The sequence below is a fragment of the Bacteroidota bacterium genome, from assembly GCA_016715425.1.
Lineage (GTDB): Bacteria > Bacteroidota > Bacteroidia > Chitinophagales > BACL12 > JADKAC01.
In genome coordinates this window covers 171,439-194,643 of record JADKAC010000005.1, presented here as the reverse complement: position 1 = coordinate 194,643, position 23,205 = coordinate 171,439, and the positions used below count along the sequence as shown (strand labels likewise).

Sequence of the window (23,205 nt, the reverse complement as noted above, 5' to 3'; positions counted from 1 at the left end):
AATTAATAACTAATTATCTCAGTTTATTTTATTCTACAATAATTGTATTGGTTACAATCTCAGAACCATTTATCACTTTTACAATGTAAGTACCAGCAGCAAGATTTAATGATATATCATGTACAGATGCATTTGCATCAATGCTAATATTTGCATCATACATTACTTGACCAACTGCATTCATAATAATCACTTGTGCTTCACCACTTTCATATCCGTTTAATTGAATGCGGAAATTTCCATCATTCGGATTTGGATATAACGCAATTGATTGTGCAAATTCGCCTTCACGCAATGGATCGGTAGTGAAATAATACCAGTCAGAGAAAAGTGAAGGAGTCCAGTAGTCGCCATCTGCGCAAGCAGATTTTAAACGGATACCATAAGTAGTGGAAGGAGTTAAGTTTCCTGCAAAAGAATATTCTTCTGTTTCATATACTGTGAATTTTCTATAATCACCAGTTGACAACTCCCATAAAGTACCTTTTGTTGCTCCGGTTCCTTCGGGATTAGTCCAATGAAATATTGCGGTGTAAGCACTTAAACCATCTACATAAATATCTGTTGGAGGTACAAGATCACAATCACTACCACCACCTGCATCTGCGGGTGAAAATAAAATACACTCATCATAAGCAGTCCATAGTTCTTGATTACGACCATCCACCGGTTGTGCAATAGTGCCATCAAGATTAAGCCCCATTGTGCTGGAACCACCGTCATTATTTATTTCGGTGCTCACAATTTTTATTTCACCTGTTGCTTCAAATAATTGTACTTGAACAGTAACCAAAGCAATATCAGGTCCGGGATAATGAGGAACATTTTCAAATGCCAAAACAAAGATCTGACTTCCGGGATCACCTTGAGTCCAGGTATAAATGTCGCCATCTGTACAAGAGTTTGGATCAAAATCTTCCTGACCAAAGAAAATAGAATTTGGATAAGTTGCAGAGGGTAATAATTGCCCGGTACAACAAGCACTTCCCAAGCCGGAATTAAATGACATATAGCCATTAGCTCCCACATACACTTCACTATAAGGTGTTTCGTAAAATGGAAAATCAAAACCAATTGGTTGTGCAGTACTAACGCCATCATCAGTTAAACATAATTCAACAGTTCCATCAGGCACTGTAAGCAATGATCCTTCATAATCGCAATCAGAAATTGTATATCCATAAAAACAACTGCCATCATCTACGTTTGCTTCTGCATAATAATTTAAGGCAGTTTCATCCATACAACCAAGGCATTCATTATTTACAAAAACTGCAGTTGAAATTGAACTCTCTCCGCTTCCAGTACAAGTTACAACACACTGATACCAGGTAGCATCGGTTTGACTTGTAGATAAGGAGGAAGATGTAGCTCCGTCAATATCAGTATAAGTACTTCCATCAACAGAACTTTGCCATTGATAAGTAACACCTGCAGCAGTTACAGGAGGAACCGACAATGTGAATACAGAGGAAGCGCATGTAGTTTCCATAGTGGATGAAGCGGTTCCGGCATCCGGGGTACCTTCACAATCATCTCCTCCAATAATTACAACAGTATAATCTTCGGCTTCTCCATAGGTACCGGAAAAACATGCTGTTAAACCATCACAAGGACCATTATATTCACATATTGCACGAAGACGTGTTGTTCCGGGAACAGCATCAAAAGGTACGGTAAATTCATAAGAGCCACCGCCGGTGGCATTGGGTACTATTACACAACCAACTTCTTCATAATCTTCAAATACCCCATTCTGGTCGTAGTCAATAAATGTTTTTATGGCTTCATCCCAATCGGGTCCAACATCACAATAGACTGTATATGTTGCACCCATAAGTAAATCTGTAGAAAAATCTGCGGTGTAGTCAGCATAATTATCAGCATCTTCATCTGAATAATTTACGATGTCGCCAACTTCATAATAACTGATGAAATCGCCACCACCAATATCAGTAAATGTGGGTGTGCAATATTGCGCATATGCACTTCCGAAAGTAAATCCAAGAAGACTTAAGGCAAGGATTCCTTTTTTGATTTGTATATAAATTTTGTTCTTCATAAGCTTTAAAATTTTTTTTGGTATTTAATATTTGATTACAATTTCGAAAACATAATCTCAATTAATGAGAGCATGCATAAAAAATCTTAAAATAAAAGTACAGTAAATATTTTTAAATAATTAAAAAATTTATTGCGAAAGCTTTAAAATGCTAATCACAAAATACTGAAAAATTGAGAAGATAAATTGGCAATAAAAAAAATGTTGTTATTAAAATATTGTATTCTTTTGGAGTATACTATTTACTATTATTTAAAAAGAAAAATTCAAGATTGAATAAAAATTTTAATAAGTAAAATATATCAGTTGCTCTCTTTAATTAATAAAAAAAGACCCTTCATGCGAAGAGTCTTTTTTATTTGAAAAATGAATTTATTTATTCTACAATAATAGTATTGGTTACAATCTCAGAACCATTAATCACTTTCACAATGTAAGTACCAGCAGCAAGATTTAATGATACATCATGCACAGATGCATTTGCATCAATACTAATAGTTGCATCATACATTACTTGACCTACTGCATTCATTATTTGTATTTGTGCTTTTCCATTTTCATATCCATTTAACTGAATATTAAAATTGCCATTATTCGGATTTGGATACACAGAAACTTCTTTAGTAAACTCGCCTTCACGCAAAGGATCAGTTGTAAAATAATACCACTCAGAATATTCTCCCGGTGTCCAAACTTCATCTACATTACATCCGGATTTTAAACGAGCACCATAAGTAGTAGAGGGTGATAATTCACCTGGTACAGTAAAACTATCGCCATCATATATGATATACTTCACAACTTTACCGGTGGAAAGTTCCCAAACTACTAATCTGGATGCAGAGGTACCTGGTGCAATTGTCCAATGAATTGTAGCTGTAGTTGCTGTAATTCCGTCAGCATAAATATCTGTAGGTGGAGCAGGAAAACAACCTCCAAAATCATCATCAATAAATGTTACTCCGGCAGCGTAATAAAATTGTGGTGCCACTAAATCTGTAGCACCCGGATCGGCAAATACAATTGGCAATTCATAGGTGCCCCCTAAATCTTTACATACGGGTGCCATTGTCGGAAAGAAACAATTATTTTCAAAGTCAGTACCTGTTGTAAAATCTACTGTGGGTGAATAACTATCTGAAGATATATCATAGCCTTTTGCCATCAAATTTGGAGAGTCATGTGATAAATTAAGTTCAGGCGACATCGTCCAGGAAAAAAATACTTTACTACCATCTTCTGTTCTTGAAATCTGTGGACTATGATCAACTGGAGCAGTCCCAAAAACATAATCCAACTGATTTGTGCTTCCCAATGCTTCTGCATCCCAATCTGTTCCATCAGATACGGAAGTATGCATTACTGCAGAAAAACTTGAATAGTAACTATAAATAGATACAGGATCAGCTAAAGAACCACTTTCAATATCTGATATGATGTGCAGTCTTCCATTAGCATCAACGGTTGCATCAAAATCAGAAAAAAATGGTCTGTAAGTAATACCATCATCAGCTACAAGGAGAGTGGATTCCATTGCAGGTAAAGAACCAATATTAAAATACGGCAGATAATCCCATGTAGCTCCTGCATCAATAGTTTTTAATATAGTTGGATACATATTGGTTTCCACTTCATCCAGTCTTGCACCAATAATTACTATATAACCAATTGTTCCTGACTCATCAAAAACACATTGGGCTTTTGGTTGAACTGCATACCAATCGTTAGTGATAGTAGTGGTGTTATAATCAAAACCTGAAATACCATCAAAGGTTATTTCATTTACATAATATGTGTTGTATGAAGTATTAGATTTTATATCCCACATGCTACCACTTTGATAAGCCTGAATACCATATGCATGATAATCCGCAGATAAATCTCCTTCGGAATAATATGATTCGCTGTTATCATCACCATCAAGTTTTTGCGACACTTTGTAAGTAGCACCCCATGAACCAGCTGTAATAGGTGTTAATTCAGGACCATGCCCAACAATATATGCACTATTTGGATCGGTATTCCCTTCCGGATTCCAGATTGTAGCACTTGGATATCGGCCGCCAGTCATATCCGGCAATTCTGTTCCCGAATTAAATGCAGGAGTCAAAATATTGTTAGTTGACCAAATGGCACCACCATCTGTAGATAAATCGTAAGATAAACCACCGGATCCGCCAGCAGTTAAATCATTTTGGCGATGAATAAATGTAATGCTGTTTATGTCAGGATTATAGGAAACTTGTGCTTGCTCAGATAATAAAATGGTGAAGAGATTATAAGCAGTACCTATTGCTACATAAGAAACTGCATATCGGCTTCCAGATTTTTCACTTCTTTTAATTGCATTTGCACCTTGCCATTTATGCAAAATAGGTTGATCCATGCTTGTAATTTGCATAGGAGAATACTGAAGCTGTTCTTCTGCAGCCTGAGCCATTACATTTTGCATTGGAAATAAAATTCCCAGAAGTAAAATTGCGGAAACTAAAATGATAGTTGGGTAATTAAATTTTTTCATATTCAGATTTTTAATGTGAAATAATGGAATGAAAATTACTAAATATTTGAAAGAAATATCCTAATTGAAAATAATTATTCAGATTTTTTAAATCTATAAAAAGCCCTACAAGCGGAATTAAATAAAAAAGACTCTACAATTGAAGAGTCTTTTTTATTTATTGAAAATGAATTTATTTATTCCACGATAATTGTATTGGTTACAATCTCAGAACCATTAATCACTTTTACAATATAAGTACCAGCGGCAAGGTTTAATGATACATCATGAACAGATGCATTTGCATCAATGCTCATTGTTGCATCATACATAACTTGACCTACTACATTTATAATTTGCACTTGTGCTTTACCACTTTCATAACCATTTAACTGAATGCGGAAATTTCCATCATTCGGATTTGGATATAGTGAAACTGCTTTTGTAAACTCACCTTCACGCAAAGGATCAGTTGTAAAATAATACCATTCGGAATAATCTCCAGGTGTCCATGTTTCGCCTTCTAAACAAGCGGATTTTAATCGAGCACCATAAGTAGTAGATGGGGATAGTTCACCAGGTACAGTAAAATTGTCTTCATCATAAATTATATACTTCCGAACCTCACCGGTTGAAAGTTCCCATAGAACTAATCTGGATGCTGATGTACCAGGAGCAATTGTCCAATGAATTGATGCGGTAGTGGCTGAGATCCCGTCAGCATATATATCCATTGGAGGCGCAGGAGTACAAATTTCACCACCACAAGAAAGATAAGCGATAATATTAGCCCGCAAATTATCTGCTTCCGGAAGCGGACTGTGGAAATTATTTGGAGTCATACCACCAAAAATCACAATTCCATCTCCCCACATTTTTTCAGCAAGTACAATATTGTCTGTTGCAATAGCATCTACAATTAATGCTGTCCAATCTGAGCCTGAAACACTAGCATGACCAAAAGAACCTCCAGTCCATTCTGAACCAACAGGTGTAAATGGACCATCAAAAATTGGATGCTCTGTTGCTGAATTGGCAATATCTGTAAAGTAAGGATAATTCAATGTTGTTTCATCAAATCCGAAACTCATTCCGTCACCTTCATTTGGAGCCGAGTTCAATAATAAATGTCCTCCAAAAGAAACCCAACTTTCAATTAATGATGAGTTTGCTCCAAGAAATGTTTCTAATTCATCCGCCATTGCATCGCCACCTTCAAGGAATACAAAGCAAGTGCTGGAGTTAAATATTAGAGAAGGATCAAGAGTTTCAAAGAAGTCCAGGTTCCAGCCATCAGCACCAAATACAGAGTTCATAGCATTTGTATTACTGATTGATGACCACGGTTCAGCACCTCCGTAAACGTTTGAATAAATTAAATATGCATCAGTGCCTGTAATAGGTCCTAGATTACAAACTGTTTTTGTATAAGAATCATTTTCAGGAATTTCATCAATATCATATTCAATCCAAGCCATAACTTCATAGCAATCATATTCTGAAAATGTCCAGCCTTCGCCAAAAGTATGGCTAACAGTTTCACCAACAGCTAATGTTCCAGGGAAGAATTCACCGGTAGTAAATCCACCATCCACATTATAGTTTACGGTAAATCCACTGGCATCTGCAGTACCATTATTTTTAACAGTAATGGTTACATCTTCATAGCCCATATCTGCACCTGACACCGGACTTGTAATAGCTGTAACTGCGATATCATTTTCAGCTCCTGGCAATAGATTCACATTATAATCTTCTGTTTCACCATAAGCGTATTCACCACAAGGATCAGGAGGAATTCCCATATTATAAATTTCCCTTACTCTCATTCTTGTGGTGCCCGTTGATGTACCGCTAACAGGTACAGTAAATACAATATACCCTGTGGAGAAATCAATTAAATCCAGAACAGTTCCAAGCAGTTCACCTTCATCATAAAAATCACCATCGGCATTATAATCTATCCATGCTGCTAAATCATTATTTGAAGTATAAGAACCGGAAGTAACTTCTAGAGTATATTCAGTTCCTGGTTGCAAGTCAGTTGATAAATCATAATAGGTGTAAAAGGGTGAAGTTGCACCATCGGTAGCATTAGAAATATCGCCTAACCCCACATAGGAACAATAGTCACCATCACCAGTACCCGAAGAATACACAGGTTCGCAATATTGTCCAAAGGCAGTGGCACTCAGCAAGACTGCCAGAAGGAAAGTAATGGAGAACTCCCCTTTAATTTTTTTGTAATAAGATTTCATATTTATAAATTTTGTTTGCATTAAGGTATGATTAATTTTTTAAAACTTAAAAAATATATTTTTTGAGATCTTATAAATAATAAAACAAAGAATGTGTAAAAAAAAGGCCCTTCAAATGAAGAGCCTTTTTTTATTTCTAAAATGAATTTATTTATTCTACAATAATTGTATTAGTTACAATTTCAGAACCATTAATCACTTTCACAATGTAAGTACCAGCAGCAAGATTTAATGATACATCATGTACAGATGCATTTGCATCAATACTTATAGTTGCATCATACATTAATTGACCTACTGCATTCATTATCATTACTTGTGCTTTTCCACTTTCATATCCATTTAACTGAATGCGGAAGTTTCCTTTATTTGGATTTGGAAATACAGAAACCGATTGTAAAAATTCTCCTTCACGCAATGGATCAGTTGTAAAATAATACCACTCAGAATAATCTCCCGGTGTCCATATTTCGCCGTCTAAACATCCGGATTTTAAACGAGCGCCATAAGTAGTGGAAGGTGATAATTCACCTGGTACAGTAAAACTATCGCCATCATAAATGATATACTTCACAACTTTACCGGTGGAAAGTTCCCAAACTACTAATCTGGATGCAGAGGTACCTGGTGCAATTGTCCAATGAATTGTAGCTGTAGTTGCTGTAATTCCGTCAGCATAAATATCCGTTGGTGCAGCAGGAAAACAATCACCACCACCCATTATGTTTACATTGTAATCTTCAGTTTCACCGAAGCTTGCCTCTGCACAAGGGCTTGGAGACTCACTCATATTAAAAATTTCACGAACACGCAATCTTGTGGTTCCAATTTCAGCATCTACCGGAACTGTAAAAACAAAATATGCGGATGTAAAAGAACCCAAACCTGTTGAGGATCCAAGAAATTCTCCTTCATCCTCAAAGGAACCATTCTTATTAAAATCTATCCAGGCAGCTAAACCGTTAAGTGCATCATATAGCCCTGTAGTAGCTTCAAGTGTATATTCAAACCCTGTAATTAAATCAGTTGACATATCGCTATAATAAGTGTAAAAAGGTGCATCTGCTCCATCAGTTGGATTGTCAATGCTACCCAAACCTACATAAGAGCAATAATCACCATCACTTGTACCAGTTAAATAAACAGGTTCACAATAGCAATCTGTTGCAGCATTCTGACCTACATAAACAGCTTCGGAAGTACTGCTTTCTCCACTTTCAGTACATGTAACTATACAATGATACCAGCTTGCTTCTGTCTGTGAGGCACCATACAACGAAGAGGTAGCTCCAATGATTCCGGCCCAAGAAATGCCATCAGTAGATACTTCCCACTGGTAAGTAATGCCGGCTGCAAGGGTAGCAGGAATAGAAACTGTAAAAATTTCATCAACACAAACTGATTCTGCAGAAGAAGTTGCCATTCCTGCATCAGGTGTACCAGTACACGCATCGCCTTCTGAGCCCATTAATCTAATAACAGGACGGCTGGTAGCTGTTCCATTTTCAAGTGTTAATGAATAACCACAAATTCCACCCTCTGTAAATCCATCGGTACGATAGGTGCGTGAACCATTAAAAGCAAGACCTGTAGTTATCGCTACTTCACCATTATCAGTATAACCGCCAAGATCGCTGCCTCCGCAAATTTCTATTAATAAATTGCTGGATCCATCCCAATAAAAAGGCACATCTAAAGTAAATGTATTCCATGCACCAGATACAGGATCATTATCATAAGGCCCCCATACTGGTTCAGCATCCGATTCCCAGGTACCTGCCGCAAGGCTTGAAGTTTCGGTATTTTTCATACTCACAGTAACACCTTCAGTTAATCCGGGATCGTCCCCAACAAAAGCAGGTGTTGAAACCCAAAAAATAATTTCTGTAATATCACCAGCTCCCATACCTGCAACTACCAATTCATCTGCATGATAAAGGAATTGCGTCCGCATGGTTTTGTAATAATCACCATAAGGAGTAGGGTAATTGGTTGCTGAGGATTTGACTATGCTATCCCCAATCGTGAAAACAGTTTGGCTAGTTGCAACATTTGCAATACCTATAGTAAGTGCAATAAAAGCTACTAATGTTTTTAAGTAAAAATTTTTTCTCATTGTTTAAATTTTTAAGATTTAATTAAATAGATTTTTATTTTGTTTAAAATTTGACTTTAAATTAGTAAATAATTCTTTCAATTAATTATTAAATTTCGATTAAATACTCTTTTACAATTCCAAATGCAAATTCCAACTGCTGTTTCGGAGTTAAATAACTTGTATTTATCACAACAGCATCAGGATGTTGTATCAATGGACTATCTGTTCTGGTGGTTTCCTCAATATCCCTTTTCATTAAATTCATTCTGATTATTTCAGGTGTTATTTCAGTGTCTTTTTTCATTAATTCTTTATATCGCCTATCTACTCTTACCTCCATAGATGCCGTAATAAATAATTTCACTTCTGCATTAGGAAAAACTACTGTACCAATATCTCTTCCATCTAAAACAATTCCTTTTTGCTTCCCGATTTCTTGTTGTTGTTTTACTAAAAACTTTCTTACAGCACTCACCGTAGCAACCTCACTTACTTTATTTGCTACATGCATATTTCTAATTTCTTCTTCTACATTTTCATTGTTTAAAAAAGTGGAATAAGTAGATGCAGTTTTTTTAAAATCAATATGTATATTTTTTAATGCATTTTCTATTAACACCGCATTATTCCAATCAATATTATTGCGCAATAAAAAAAGTGTAACTGCCCGATACATTGCACCGGTATCCAGAAATTTATAATCTAATTTTTCAGCAAGTTGCTTTGCAAGGGTGCTTTTACCGCAAGCAGAATATCCATCAATAGCTATAATTATTTTTTTCACGAAGCGAATCTGCGAAAAAATAAGTAGAAAAGAAATTATTGTTTACTTTTTATTAAAGTAATTCAGATTAGTACCTATGGTAAGCATGTGGCTTCCACCTGCAACACTATAGATATCGTAAGAATAATAAAATGCATATTTCTTCACCTGCAATCCCATACCTATTGAGAAACCGGTAAGACCTTTTTTGGTAGCAAGTGATAATTCTTTTCTACCCATATAATCATAACCGATTTGTACAGAAAAATTATTTCCAAAATAAAATTCTCCCGCAAAAATTATGTGACTAAAAATTTGATCTGCGATATATTTTTTTTCATCTGAAGATGTTGTATCGGTAATAAAAGTTTGATTTGTACTTACATTGGGATCATCATATCGAATATCTCCTTGTTCTAAATTATGCGCTGTAATACTTATGCGCAATGGCAAATATCTCAATCGCTGTGAAATACCCAATTGAATTTCAAAAGGTAACTCTTCTCGATTGCCTGCAACATAAGGTTTAAATTGTGTGCCTATATTTTTCAATACTACACCTGCGCTGAATAAATGTGCAGTATCATTATAAGCCATACCTAAATCGAAGGCGGCAGCTACAGAAGAATACGACTCCAATTGACTCCAAATAAATTTCAAATTTGCTCCATAAGATAATTTATCTGATTGATAAGACATGCCCCCAACCAATGCAAATTCATTTGCGGAGAAGGTGCCGTTTTGGATTCCATTCACATCATACATTTGCATTGACCCATAACTTCTATATAATAATCCGGTGTGGATAGTAATATTAAGAGAATCCAGATAATCACCGTAAGCAATATATCCATGATTGATATTGCCGGCCATAAGTGCATGACTCAATGATAAATCTTTATCCATAGAAGCATTCAATAATGCGGGATTATAATAAGCAAAAGAGATATCATCAGAAGGTGTAGATAAGTTAGTTCCACCTAACCCGGCTATACGAGATGCAACGGGAAAATTTAAATATTGATAAGTACTGCTTCCACCCAATTGTGCGAAAGCAGAAATACCGGAAAATAAAAAACTGGCTAATAAAAATATTCGCATAGTTGATGAGGAAAAAAACGAAGTGTTTTGCTGCATATTACACACGCAGCGAAGTTATGATAAATGCATTACATAATAAGTTGAGTTACTTCTTTCGCTTTAATAATGCAAGATCAATTACTTCCAACATGTCTTCTACATATAAAAATTTCACATCTTTAATAAATGCTGCATTTATTTCCTTCACATCTTTTTCATTTGCTTTGCTTACAATTATTTGTTTGATTCCCGAACGTTTCGCAGCTAACACTTTTTCTTTAATACCACCAACAGGCAATACTTTTCCACGCAAAGTAATTTCTCCGGTCATAGCGAGATATGGTTTTACTTTTCTTCCGGTTATTGCAGATGTTAAGGCAGTAAGCATTGTAATACCTGCTGAAGGGCCATCTTTAGGTATTGCACCTTCAGGCACATGGATATGAATATTAATTTTATCAAATGTATCTTTTGGAATTCCAAGATGATCTGCATGTGCTTTGATATAACTCAATGCCGTTGTTGCACTTTCTTTCATCACATCACCTAAGTTTCCTGTTAGCTGTAGATTACCTTTTCCGGGGCTAGTAATTGTTTCTACAAACAACACATCTCCACCAACAGATGTCCATGCTAAACCTACTACCACACCTGCGGGATTATTTGCAAAAATTTCATCTCTATCGTATTTGCGAATACCCAATATTTTCTCGAGATCAGCAATTTTTACTGTCTTATTATATTTTTCATTGGTGGCAACATGTTTTGCAATTCTACGCATCACACTTGCTAAAGTACGTTCCAATTCACGTACACCACTTTCACGAGTATAGTGTTCAATAATTTTTTCAAGCACTGCATCATTCAATGTAATATCTCTCAACTTCAAACCATGTTCTTTACGTTGCTTTGGTACTAAATGCCGCTTTGCAATTTCCACTTTTTCCTCTGTACTATAACCGCTCACATAAATTATTTCCATACGATCACGCAAGGCAGGTTGAATGCTATTTAGATTATTTGCAGTAGCAATAAATAACACTTTACTCAGATCATATTCCACTTCCAGATAGTTATCATAAAAGGAAGTGTTTTGTTCCGGATCTAACACCTCCAATAATGCACTACTTGGATCACCTCTAAAATCTGCTCCCACTTTATCTACTTCATCTAAAATAAAAACAGGATTAGAAGATTTTGCTCTTTTTAATGATTGCAATATACGTCCGGGCATTGCTCCGATATATGTTTTACGATGACCACGAATTTCACTTTCATCATGCAATCCACCTAAACTCATACGTACATATTTTCTTTCCAATGCCCTTGCAACCGATTGACCTAATGAAGTTTTTCCAACACCCGGAGGACCTACCAAACAAAGTATTGGAGATTTTAAATCGCCCTTTAATTTTAATACGGCAAGATATTCAATCAGACGGTCTTTAATTTTATTTAATCCGTAATGATCTTCATCCAAAACTTTCTTTGCACGCTTTAAATCGAAATTATCTTTTGTGTATTCTTTCCATGGTAATTCTAACAGCAATTCAATATAATTTGTAATTACGCTATACTCGGCAGCATTCGGATTAATGCGTTGTAATTTTTCTATCTCTTTTTGAAATACTTCAGCCACAGATTTAGACCATTTTTTATCTTTTGCTTTAGCTTTATATCTGTTCACCTCCACATCATTTGGCGAACCACCTAACTCTTCCTGAATTTGTTTTAATTGCTGATGCAGAAAGTATTCCTTCTGTTGTTTTTCAATATCGGTGCGAACCTTACCTTGTATTTGATTTTTTAATTCTAGCATTTGCATTTCGCTTTGCATATGCTTAAAAATTAATTGTGATCTTGCATGCAATTCTAATGTCTCCAGAATTTTTTGTTTGTCTTCTACTTCTATTTGCAAATTAGAAGAAACAAAGTGCATTAAAAAAACAGGGCTATCAATATTTTTTAAAACAATACTCGCTTCAGCAGGAATATTCGGTGAGATTTTTATAATACCGGAAGCAAGATCTTTAATTGAGGATATCGTTGCAACAAATTCTTTTTGTTTCAGATCACCTGTATCATTCAACACACTTATATTCGCTTTCATATAAGGACTTTCCTGAACAACATCACCCAATAAAAATCTTTTCTTACCCTGAATAATAATTGTAGTACTTCCATCAGGCATTTTCAATTGCTTTACAATACGGGCAATGGTTCCTATTTTATATACATGTTCAAAGCCGGGATCTTCTATGGATAAATCAGTTTGCGCAACAATACCAACCAATTTATTGGATCGAAATGCCTCATTCGCTGCTTTCAAGGATTTATCTCTGCCAACTGTAATTGGCAAAACAATTCCCGGATACAATACTGTATTTCGCAAAGGAATAATTGGTAAAATGGCTGGGTATTCTGATTTGATGTTCGAATCTTCTTCTTCTTCTTCCAATGATAATAATGGCAAAAACTCTACATCATCTTCAATTGCTGAAGTATATATTTCTTCCTTAAATCCATAATCTCGCATGCTGAAATAGTTTAAACTTTAGGCTGAACTCAATGATAGTGCCAATGGAATTTTATCATTATATGCCATTCTATATCGGCATTATCGTCATGTAACCGCTGACAATCTGCCCAAAACAAAACTTATTTTATTATTTGAAGCATATAATTTACAGTTCCTACCGAAGTATTTAACATCAAAGAATATAGCCCAGCCGGGTATGAAGAAATATCAATTGAAAAATTTTTGCTTTTAGAAATATTCTGCAATTGATAAATTTCATTTCCTTCAATTGAATATAGTCGCAATGCAATAATTTCTATTTGTTCCGGCGAACTAATATTCACAATATCATCTGCCGGATTCGGATAAATTTTTATCTGACTCATTAGTAAATTCTGCAACAAATCTAGTGGCGGTAAGTAATAGGTTTCAGAACTTACTACACATCCATTATCGTATGTTATATCTACTGTATAGTTTCCTGTATCGCCTATAGATAAACTACTTTCATTAGCTCCTACAATAGGATTACCATTAAAATACCATTGCCAGGCAACACCTTCAGAAACAGAAATTATACTTGTCAATTCATTGAAAATAGGTATTGCTGGTTCTTCTTCAAGATCGCTGATATATATAGTTTGTTCACGTACACATCCTGTTCCATCTGTAACAGTTACTGTATAGTCCCCAGGCAATAAATTATTTAATTCAGAATCTGTAGAACCGGTACTCCATTCAATTGAAATTGGATCTACTCCTTCAATAGTTTCCAAATTAATTGCACCCATACTTTCTTCACAGAAATAATCTGTTGAAGTAGTGGAAATATCAAAAGCACCACATTCATCGGTGATATGATAAATAATTCCACTGCTCATATCCGCACAATATAATTCGCCATTCACATCTTCACCGAAAGCACTTATATCATCTTCGATGTCATCTAAAAAAGTAGTAGTAAATTCTCCTGAATCAGAAGCGACGGTGTACCACCAATTGCCACTTACATAATCAGCGAAAATATAATATCCATTCATACCCGGAAAAGCATCCCCTCTGTAAACAAAGCCACCAGTTATAGAATAGCCTCCCGTGGAAAAACTGTGATTGTATTCATAAATTGGAAACGTATAAAAGTCTTCGTCTTCGCAACCACCTAAACTAAAATTATGATTGCCTTCATAACATTTCCAGCCATAATTTACACCGCCAGTTCCGGCAGTTTCAAAGTTTAATTCTTCCCAAAGATTTTGGCCAACATCCGCAATCCATAAATCACCTGTTGATCTATCGAAACTATAGCGCCATGGATTTCTTAATCCTAAATCCCAAATTGTTTCCAGAGTATCTATGGAACCATAAAATGGATTATCCGCAGGAATAGCATAAGGGTCGCCACTATCAATATTTAATCTGTGAATTTTCCCCAATGCATTTTCAGGATCTTGTGCACGACCACCGGGATCGCCGGCAGAACCTCCATCACCAAAACCAATATATAAATATCCATCCGGGCCAAATTTTATACAGCCTCCATTATGATTCGAAAATGGTTGGTCGGCAGTATAGATAATGTATTCAGAATCTTCATGCGCATCATTTTCATTGAACGGATTAACACTGTATCTAGCAACAACTGAGTTGCCATCTAAATCTATGTAATAGACATAAAAATATCCGTTGGTTTCATAATCGGGATGAAATGCTAAACCCAGCAAGCCCTGTTCACTATAACCAGATTCTATTAAAGTATGTATATCTAAAAAATCGTCAGGCAGTACAGTTCCATCGGTATCAATTATTCTGATGGTACCATTACGTTCTACAATAAATAATCTGTCATCATCTGCATGTGCTATATCCACCGGTTCGTCAAAGCCTGATGCATAATTTTCAAGTTGAATAATTGGCTGTGATTTAAGTGTAAGCAAACTGCATATCAATGGAAGCAGTACTAAATATCTCTTCATGCGTATATAAATATTAAGCTCCTAAGTTAGAGAATACATGAATTCCTTTTGTAAAAAGTATGTCACTATGCAGACACTACAATTTGTTTGTTGCATAGGTTATAGTTACTTTTATTCCAAAATAGACAATCATGAAGAATTTATTTCTTGCAGTTATCATCATCTCAGGTACATTTATTATGACCTCTTGTGCTGATGAAAGAATAGAAGGCTGCACAAACCCTTACGCTTTAAACTTTAATCCACAAGCAAGCGATGACAACGGTGCATGTTACACACCTATCCAAACTAAAAAAGTATTGATGGCAGATTTCACTGCCACATGGTGCGGACCATGTGGTGATTGGGGTGCTCCAAATTTTGAGGGTGCGATCAGCATGACTGAAGGCATGTCTGAACCAATTGGTATCCACTCAGGTGATGAAATGTCTAATCCACTTGCCGACGAATTTTTATCATTCTATAATATCACAGGCATCCCAACTTTAAAAGTTTGGAATGCAGCAAATGATTTCTCTGATAGTTCTTCAATGGCATCTGCTGTAGAACAGGAATTAGATGATCCACTTGCTGAAGCAGGTGCAATTGTAGTATTAACTGATAAAGGCGGAAGTTTTGAAGTAGGCGTTTCTGCCGGTACTTTCGAACAAGTAGTAGGTGATTATTACGTTGCTGTTTATATCTTAGAAAATAATCTTAAATACTCACAAAATGGTGCTGGTGAAGGTGGTGCTTATGATCCTGATTTTGTACACCAACATGTTTTAAGAACTTCAGCAACTGGCGATATGTTCGGACAGCAATTTGTGTTTGGAAGTGGTTTCCCAGGTTTGATGTACACTAAGATTTATAATGTACCAAAAGAAACCAGTTGGAAATCAGCAGATATTTATGCTCTTGCAGTGGTATGGAAATATGCAAAGAATAAAGAAACTTCTCAGTTTGAATACAATGTTGTTAACGTTGTAAACTCTAAAGATCTTCCTAAGTAAACAATAAAAGATTTTGAATACAGACCTTTCGGAAACGAAAGGTCTTTTTATTTATACCAATTGTCGTTTGTATAATTGAATTGTATTTTCAATACCGAAATACAAAGCATCACTAATTAATGCATGACCAATAGATACTTCATCTAAGTTTGGCAAATGGCGTTTAAAAAATTTCAGATTATCTAAGTTCAAATCGTGTCCGGCATTTAATCCTAAGCCAATTTTTTTTGCAATCAATCCGGCTGCAGTATAATCTTCAATAGCTTTCTCTTTATTCGTAGGAAAATGTTCGGCATAGGGGCCGGTGTATAATTCAATTCTATCTGTTCCTGATTCTTTGGCTGCATGTACTTGATCAATTTCAGCATTTAAAAAAACAGAAACCCGAATTCCAATTGAATGAATTTCATCAATTATATTTTTCAAGAGTTGCATATTATTAATTACATCCCAGCCTGTATTCGAAGTTATAACATTTGGCGGATCTGGAACCAGCGTTGCCTGTGCAGGTTTCACTTTTTTAATAAGTTGCATATATCTCTCGTCGGGATATCCTTCAATATTAAATTCTGTAGTTACCACTTTGGATAAAGAAATTACATCATCATATTTAATATGGCGTTCATCCGGACGTGGATGCACTGTAATTCCATCCGCACCAAAGCGTTCGCAGTCCATTGCAAATTTTACTACATCAGGTAAATTCCCACCTCTTGCATTGCGGATTACTGCAACCTTATTAATATTTACTGAAAGCTTTGTCATTGATATAAATTAAATAATCATCATTTAAAATAAAAAAAAAAGGAGTTGAAAAATTTCAACTCCTATAAAAATATTTATTAAAAAATTAATATCTGTAATAATCCGGTTTGTATGGACCGTTTTTATCTATACCGATATAATTTGCTTGCTTATCAGTTAATACTTCTAATTGAACACTGAGTTTATCAAGATGTAATCTCGCTACTTTCTCATCCAAATGTTTTGGTAATGTATACACTTTGTTTTCGTAATTATCATGATTTTTCCAAAGCTCAATTTGTGCCAATACTTGATTACTAAATGAGTTACTCATTACAAAACTTGGATGACCCATTGCACAACCTAAGTTTACCAATCTACCTTCCGCCAATAAAATAATATCCTTATTGCCAACAGTATATTTATCTACCTGAGGTTTTATTTCATCTTTTGAATCACCGCAATTTTCATTTAACCAAGCCACATCAATTTCATTATCAAAATGGCCAATGTTACAAACGATTGCATTTGATTTCATCGCTTGAAAATGTTTACCTGTAATTACATCGCAATTACCGGTTGCAGTAACAACAATATCAGCTTCTTTCACAGCCTCTTCCATGCGTTTTACTTCAAAGCCATCCATTGCAGCTTGCAAAGCACATATCGGATCTATTTCTGTAATTAATACTCTTGCACCTGAACCACGTAATGATTGTGAAGAACCTTTTCCTACATCACCATAACCTGCAACTACAGCAACTTTACCTGCCATCATAATATCTGTTGCACGACGAATTGCATCCACCAAAGATTCTTTACATCCGTATTTATTGTCAAACTTACTTTTTGTAACCGAGTCATTTACATTGATTGCAGGAACAGGTAAAGTACCTTTTTCCACACGCTCGTATAAGCGATGAACACCAGTGGTAGTTTCTTCACTGATACCCATTAAATGAGAAACCATTTCAGGATATTTATCCAATACAATATTAGTGAGATCACCACCATCATCTAAAATCAGATTCAAGGGTTGTCTTTCTTTACCAAAGAATAATGTTTGTTCAATACACCAATCATATTCTTCAATAGTTTCACCTTTCCATGCATACACCGGAATACCCGCTGCTGCAATTGCTGCTGCTGCATGATCTTGTGTGCTGAAAATATTACATGAACTCCATTGCACATCAGCACCTAATTCTGTTAATGTCTCAATCAACACTGCTGTTTGAATTGTCATGTGTAAGCATCCTGCAATGCGTGCGCCCTTTAAAGGTTTTGATGGACCATATTCTGCACGAATAGCCATTAGGCCGGGCATCTCTGCTTCGGCAAGTTTAATTTCTTTACGACCCCATGCAGCAAGGGCAATATCCTTTACTTTATAAGGTAATTTGTTGTCTGTTACTGTTTGCATTTATTATTATTTGTTTTAGCTTTTCGTAATCAAGTTATTGAGTGACGCAAAGGTAGTAAAATCATTTACCGACCGCAATACTGAACCAATACACCTATACGAAGGTTCATGTTTTCGATAACTAAATTTCGAATTGTAACTTTGTAAAAAATAATAAACTATGTATCCAGCCGAACTCGTAAAACCAATGAAAGCCGAACTAATCGAAGTTGGTTTTGAAGATCTTACCACTGCTGAAGAAGTACGTGATGCAATTAAGAATACTGAAGGCACTTTGCTAATGGTAATTAATTCCGTTTGTGGATGTGCTGCAGGCAATGCAAGACCCGGAATTGTTATGTCTTTAAAAAATGAAAAAACACCGGATCGCTTAGCTACTGTATTTGCAGGATTTGATACCGAAGCAGTTGCAGAAGCTCGCAGACATACATTGCCTTATCCACCATCATCACCATCAATTGCCATGTTTAAAAATGGTAAGCTTGTTTATTTTATGGAACGCCATCAAATAGAAGGAGCTAATTCAATGATGATTGCAAATGCACTTGGAAAAGTATATAATGAATTGTGTGAGGTTACTGCCTGATTAACTATTTAAGCTTTAACAATACGAATCCTGTTTCTGATGAAGCAGGATTTTTTTATTTCAAATTTGGCTCACTCCAATTTTGCAGCATAGAGATATTTTTTAATGTGTAATTCTTATCTCCATAAGCGCAATTTATTGTATCTAAGAAATCCCAGGAAGCTTGTTGGTAAGGTAGGTCTAACATAAAATTACCTGGACGATATTCCATATTAGTAATTGCACATGTATTGCATGCACCATTGCCATTTGTATCTGCAATTTTACCATACACATTCATTATGCCTGTATAACTACCTGCGGAATATGCAAGTTGAATTTGTAATAATTTATTAAATGATTCTTTCGGTAATGCAAGGATATATGCGGTATCTGATTCACTGAATTGTATCGGTAATAAATCTCCATCTTTTATAGAAGCAGAAACCTTCCAATATGCAGATGGTAAAATTTTATTGCCAACACCATCAGTTACAGCGAAATAAAATATCCCATCCACCTGTGCTGAGGCTGAAATTGAAAAAAATAAAAATAATATTAATATACGCATCATTGTAAAGTTAATGGCTTCGTGTTTATCCTACCAAAGTACTTTAATGTTTTTTATACCCATTTAAAATTTCCTGAATATTACCTGCAACTTCCATCCCTGCATTTACACCTTTATCATTAAATATAACGGCATTTGTTTTTCGATTCATTAACACCACATGTAAAGTTGCACCCATACTTTCTTTCACTCTGCCATCCATAAATCCTAATATGGGAGCAGCAAGTTCTGCACCTTCAGCTTTGTGTGCGGTAACTTGTAATTTATACTTCTTATCAATCAATTCCACAAACACTACTTCATCACTCACATTCACTTGTGTAAGTTTCGCTCCGGTATAAGTTGCAAAGCGATAGAGTTTTCCGTCAATTAAAAAAGCAGAAATAAATCCAATGAAATGCGAACGCAACCATGGAATTTTTGCAACACTTAATTTAAATGAAGTAGGATCAGAATTAAAATGATTGCTCTGCATCCAAATCCATGCTTCGGGAAATGAGTGCCCCCAATCCTTTTCCAAATATCCCTTTCCATCTGTAAAATCAATTGTTGAATTATTAATCTGCAATGATCCTTTCAAACGAAAATTCATACTTATTACCTGATGATAACATTCCATAAATGGTACGAATGCATACCATCCCATTATACCCGGGGCCAACATTTTTTTTGGCCATAAAAAGTGATCAGTAAAATTAATTTCTCCTTGAATGTTTGATAAATGAAGATGAATAGAATCTAATGAAAAAGAATTCTCTCCTACTTCAACTAAAAATTTATCGGGATTTGGTTTAAAAGTATCCGAATTAAAACCATGATAAGTAGCAGTATATCCTTTTCCATCAAGCACCTGAACAAATGCCTGTTTTTTTCCTGCATTGTCCATTGCAATCCCCGGAATAAATGCAAATGCATGTTTTCCATCCGCACTTACTATTTTAAAATACCAACCTTCAAAAAATTTTTTATTCTTAAACCAACCATGATATAATTCATGATTAAAGAATGCATTGTAATATGCTTTAAGGGAATTCAATTACCGGATATGTATGATGCAAAAAATTTGACTTCAAAAAATATTATTTCTTTCCGAACAATCCTGTAAGATTATCTAATAAGCCGCCTGCGCCGCCACCACTTTTACCGGAGAAAGATCCAATAAGTTGAGTGAGTGTATCCATATCAATATTACCAAATTTGCCTTTTGATATTGCACTGATAATATCATCCAAACCATCAGTGGAAATTTTTGAAATTAAATCTTTTCCCAAACCTGAATTTGATAATGCATGCATTACAGTTTCACTGAGTTGAGAAAACATTGAACTGGATTTATTATCTGTGGAAGTATTAAATAAATCCATGATAGTATTGAAATCCAAATTTCCTGATCCAAGCTTATTGTTTAATACATTCCCGATTGCATCAGTAATACTGTTGGAAGAAGAAGAAGCTTGTTCCGCATTCAAACCATATTTGTCTTTAAGCAGGTTTGTAATTTCTCCGGAATGTTGTTTAATTAAATCATCAATCATAATATAATTTTTAATTATTTATAAGACAGTAAGAATACAAATAAAAAATGGCTTCTGTTGTAAACAAAAACCATTTTTCTTAAATGATTATAGAAAGAATTATTGCTTAATAAATGAATGGGTGTATAAACCACTTTCAGCAGAAATTTTTGCTACATACAAACCGGGTATTAAATTATTTAACATCTATAGTGTCTTGTCAAAAACTATTTTTATTAAATACCGACTCTCCGATTGTATTATATATTTCAATGGAGTAAATATTTTCTGCATGATTGAATTGCCAAATGATTCCAGAACAGGATTTGGATAAATTGAAATGTTGAATAGGTAATATCTCAATCAATAAGACTTTGATTAATATAAAAATCAGAATCAAACGTGGCATTAAAATGTACCCATCTTAAATGGAGAAGAGCTATCATTTTGACTCATTATGCCGGTCATAATGTAAAATGTGATCAGATGCTCCTGGAGAAATAATTCCTAGATGTCCAGATCAAATATGTCAAATTTTGAGTGAATCATTTGTTTAAATAGTAGCCCCATTCGAAACTGTAACCAAAAAGTACTTCACTCTAACCAATCTTCTTGGTCATTTACATAATACACATTCATTAATTGATGAACAAGATTACTCTCAATATTTTCTCCTATATTAAGTAAATGTCTGTTGGAAGTTTCTAAATGTTATCTGCACTCAGTATAAAATAGATTCAGGATTTATTTGTGTTAAACCATTTACTTGATCTATAAAACCCACTACATTAATTTCATCTTTTCAGACAACAGTATATCCCAAATCATGGCTCCAATTAAATACATTTATTCCAGCAGTTTCATCTATAATAGTAAAATTTAAACCTACTGCATCTGCTAGATTTATACCATGCACAATTCCTGTAATTTGCACAAACTCACCAATAGAAGTTCCAATGCCATTTACATCTTCTGCAGTTACATCAGCTATTTCTGTAACTATTGGTTCTGTATCATCATTATCCAATAAATTTAAAGTGAACGTATCACCAAAACCGATTGTGCATCCACCTGTAACATTCATCAATTTTAAAACAATTGTTTCTGCCGGCTCTACTAAAGCATCATCATTAGTAATTACATCAAAAGAAAGAAATGCATCACCACCAGAAGTAAAATCTAAAACTAATGGACTTGCAAATTCATAATCCGATGCACTGGCTGTAGAAGATGCATCCACTGAAACTTCTATACTGCAATCAGCAGGTTCAGAAATAACTACATAAGAAGTAGCAGTTTCTCCCTCTGTTGCTGTAAGCACAATACTGCTGAATTGTATTTCAGAACTTGCTTCCGCACCATAAGGTGTTATACTAATATCATCCAATGCAAATTCATCTCTTGAACCGGAACCGGCAACATCATCACCTTCCCATTTTAAATAATAAAAATCTCCGGCAGGAATATTTAATCCTGTAATTGAAATTGTTTTTGTTTCTGTTTCGGGTAAAATTGCAGGAGCTTCTCCAGAAGTATAATCTAATGTTGGTTCATCTGTATAACTGCTATTATCTATAGAGTGCGCAAAATTTAAACTGCTTGAACGACCTTGATCATTATATACATATACAGTATATTGAATATCTAATTGCCCGATTGCACTTCCTGTATTATTCCAGATTTTTAAACGCAAACTTCCGGGTGTAAAATCAGGCTCACCGGGTTGCACCATTATACCCTGATTACCGAATACATCCACTCCATAAATACCGCCTGTTGTTTCGCCACCCATGGTTGAACCTCTTGCAAAATCTCCTGTAGTAGCTTCTTCTCCAAAATCTTTATCGCCATCACTAAATCCCGTAATGGCCCATGTATCCGCATCTAAAGAACCATCCGAACCGGCAGCATCAAAACCCTCTCCTGCAAAACCTGTAAAGTCTAATGTATAAGTTGAACCTACAGTTGTCAATTCTAATTGTGCGTTTGCAATGGTAAAACTAATTGCAATAATAAATAGAGTAAAAATTTGTTTCATAAATTGTTTTTTATAAAATCAAAAATAGCTAATTGTATTTAGTAGCAGAATCATTTTTCTTTTTAGTTGATAAAATGCACCTACTTTTAAACCATATCATTTGCAT

The 23,205-nt window shown here is 35.0% G+C and carries 16 protein-coding genes; 2 read left to right on the top strand and 14 right to left on the bottom strand.

The annotated features are described in order from the left end of the window. Window positions 1-28: 28 nt before the first annotated feature. From IPN31_06745 to IPN31_06710, 8 genes are all read right to left on the bottom strand, one after another. Window positions 29-2,062: a T9SS type A sorting domain-containing protein gene (locus IPN31_06745; protein ID MBK8681592.1), complete on the bottom strand. Its 2,034-nt coding sequence runs from the start codon at window positions 2,060-2,062 to the stop codon at window positions 29-31. A 376-nt stretch (window positions 2,063-2,438) separates the two neighbouring features. Then, window positions 2,439-4,583, bottom strand: a complete 2,145-nt coding sequence (locus IPN31_06740) for a T9SS type A sorting domain-containing protein (protein ID MBK8681591.1) — start codon at window positions 4,581-4,583, stop codon at window positions 2,439-2,441. A 176-nt stretch (window positions 4,584-4,759) separates the two neighbouring features. After that, complete coding sequence (locus IPN31_06735) at window positions 4,760-6,820, bottom strand: T9SS type A sorting domain-containing protein (protein MBK8681590.1); 2,061 nt, start codon at window positions 6,818-6,820, stop codon at window positions 4,760-4,762. A gap of 151 nt (window positions 6,821-6,971) precedes the next feature. Then, a complete protein-coding gene (locus tag IPN31_06730; protein ID MBK8681589.1) occupies window positions 6,972-8,936 on the bottom strand; it encodes a T9SS type A sorting domain-containing protein in 1,965 nt (654 codons plus the stop codon). Between the two features lie 88 nt (window positions 8,937-9,024). Continuing rightward, a complete protein-coding gene (locus IPN31_06725) occupies window positions 9,025-9,702 on the bottom strand; it encodes a (d)CMP kinase (GenBank protein MBK8681588.1) in 678 nt (225 codons plus the stop codon). 42 nt (window positions 9,703-9,744) lie between these two features. Next, window positions 9,745-10,782 (bottom strand): type IX secretion system protein PorQ, encoded by a 1,038-nt coding sequence (porQ, locus tag IPN31_06720; GenBank protein MBK8681587.1) that lies wholly within the window; start codon window positions 10,780-10,782, stop codon window positions 9,745-9,747. A gap of 85 nt (window positions 10,783-10,867) precedes the next feature. Then, window positions 10,868-13,297: an endopeptidase La gene (lon, locus tag IPN31_06715; protein MBK8681586.1), complete on the bottom strand. Its 2,430-nt coding sequence runs from the start codon at window positions 13,295-13,297 to the stop codon at window positions 10,868-10,870. Window positions 13,298-13,419: 122 nt separating this feature from the next. After that, window positions 13,420-15,252, bottom strand: a complete 1,833-nt coding sequence (locus tag IPN31_06710; GenBank protein MBK8681585.1) for a PQQ-dependent sugar dehydrogenase — start codon at window positions 15,250-15,252, stop codon at window positions 13,420-13,422. Between the two features lie 131 nt (window positions 15,253-15,383). Here IPN31_06710 and IPN31_06705 point away from each other — a divergent pair, with 131 nt between their 5' ends. Further along, a complete protein-coding gene (locus IPN31_06705; GenBank protein ID MBK8681584.1) occupies window positions 15,384-16,244 on the top strand; it encodes an Omp28-related outer membrane protein in 861 nt (286 codons plus the stop codon). A 51-nt stretch (window positions 16,245-16,295) separates the two neighbouring features. Here IPN31_06705 and IPN31_06700 read toward each other — a convergent pair whose 3' ends face one another. Together IPN31_06700 and IPN31_06695 are read right to left on the bottom strand one after the other, a co-directional pair. After that, complete coding sequence (locus IPN31_06700; protein MBK8681583.1) at window positions 16,296-17,009, bottom strand: pyridoxine 5'-phosphate synthase; 714 nt, start codon at window positions 17,007-17,009, stop codon at window positions 16,296-16,298. A gap of 85 nt (window positions 17,010-17,094) precedes the next feature. After that, window positions 17,095-18,411: an adenosylhomocysteinase gene (locus IPN31_06695; GenBank protein ID MBK8681582.1), complete on the bottom strand. Its 1,317-nt coding sequence runs from the start codon at window positions 18,409-18,411 to the stop codon at window positions 17,095-17,097. A 160-nt stretch (window positions 18,412-18,571) separates the two neighbouring features. Here IPN31_06695 and IPN31_06690 point away from each other — a divergent pair, with 160 nt between their 5' ends. Further along, the gene (locus IPN31_06690) at window positions 18,572-18,997 is read left to right on the top strand and encodes a BrxA/BrxB family bacilliredoxin (protein MBK8681581.1); all 426 of its coding nucleotides are present in this window, start codon (window positions 18,572-18,574) and stop codon (window positions 18,995-18,997) included. A 55-nt stretch (window positions 18,998-19,052) separates the two neighbouring features. Here the strand turns inward: IPN31_06690 and IPN31_06685 are convergent, their stop codons facing one another. From IPN31_06685 to IPN31_06670, 4 genes are all read right to left on the bottom strand, one after another. Beyond that, complete coding sequence (locus tag IPN31_06685) at window positions 19,053-19,547, bottom strand: hypothetical protein (GenBank protein MBK8681580.1); 495 nt, start codon at window positions 19,545-19,547, stop codon at window positions 19,053-19,055. A gap of 43 nt (window positions 19,548-19,590) precedes the next feature. After that, the gene (locus IPN31_06680; protein MBK8681579.1) at window positions 19,591-20,583 is read right to left on the bottom strand and encodes a hypothetical protein; all 993 of its coding nucleotides are present in this window, start codon (window positions 20,581-20,583) and stop codon (window positions 19,591-19,593) included. Between the two features lie 43 nt (window positions 20,584-20,626). Further along, window positions 20,627-21,082 (bottom strand): hypothetical protein, encoded by a 456-nt coding sequence (locus IPN31_06675; GenBank protein MBK8681578.1) that lies wholly within the window; start codon window positions 21,080-21,082, stop codon window positions 20,627-20,629. 781 nt (window positions 21,083-21,863) lie between these two features. Further along, the gene (locus IPN31_06670) at window positions 21,864-23,099 is read right to left on the bottom strand and encodes a hypothetical protein (protein MBK8681577.1); all 1,236 of its coding nucleotides are present in this window, start codon (window positions 23,097-23,099) and stop codon (window positions 21,864-21,866) included. Window positions 23,100-23,205 lie beyond the last annotated feature (106 nt).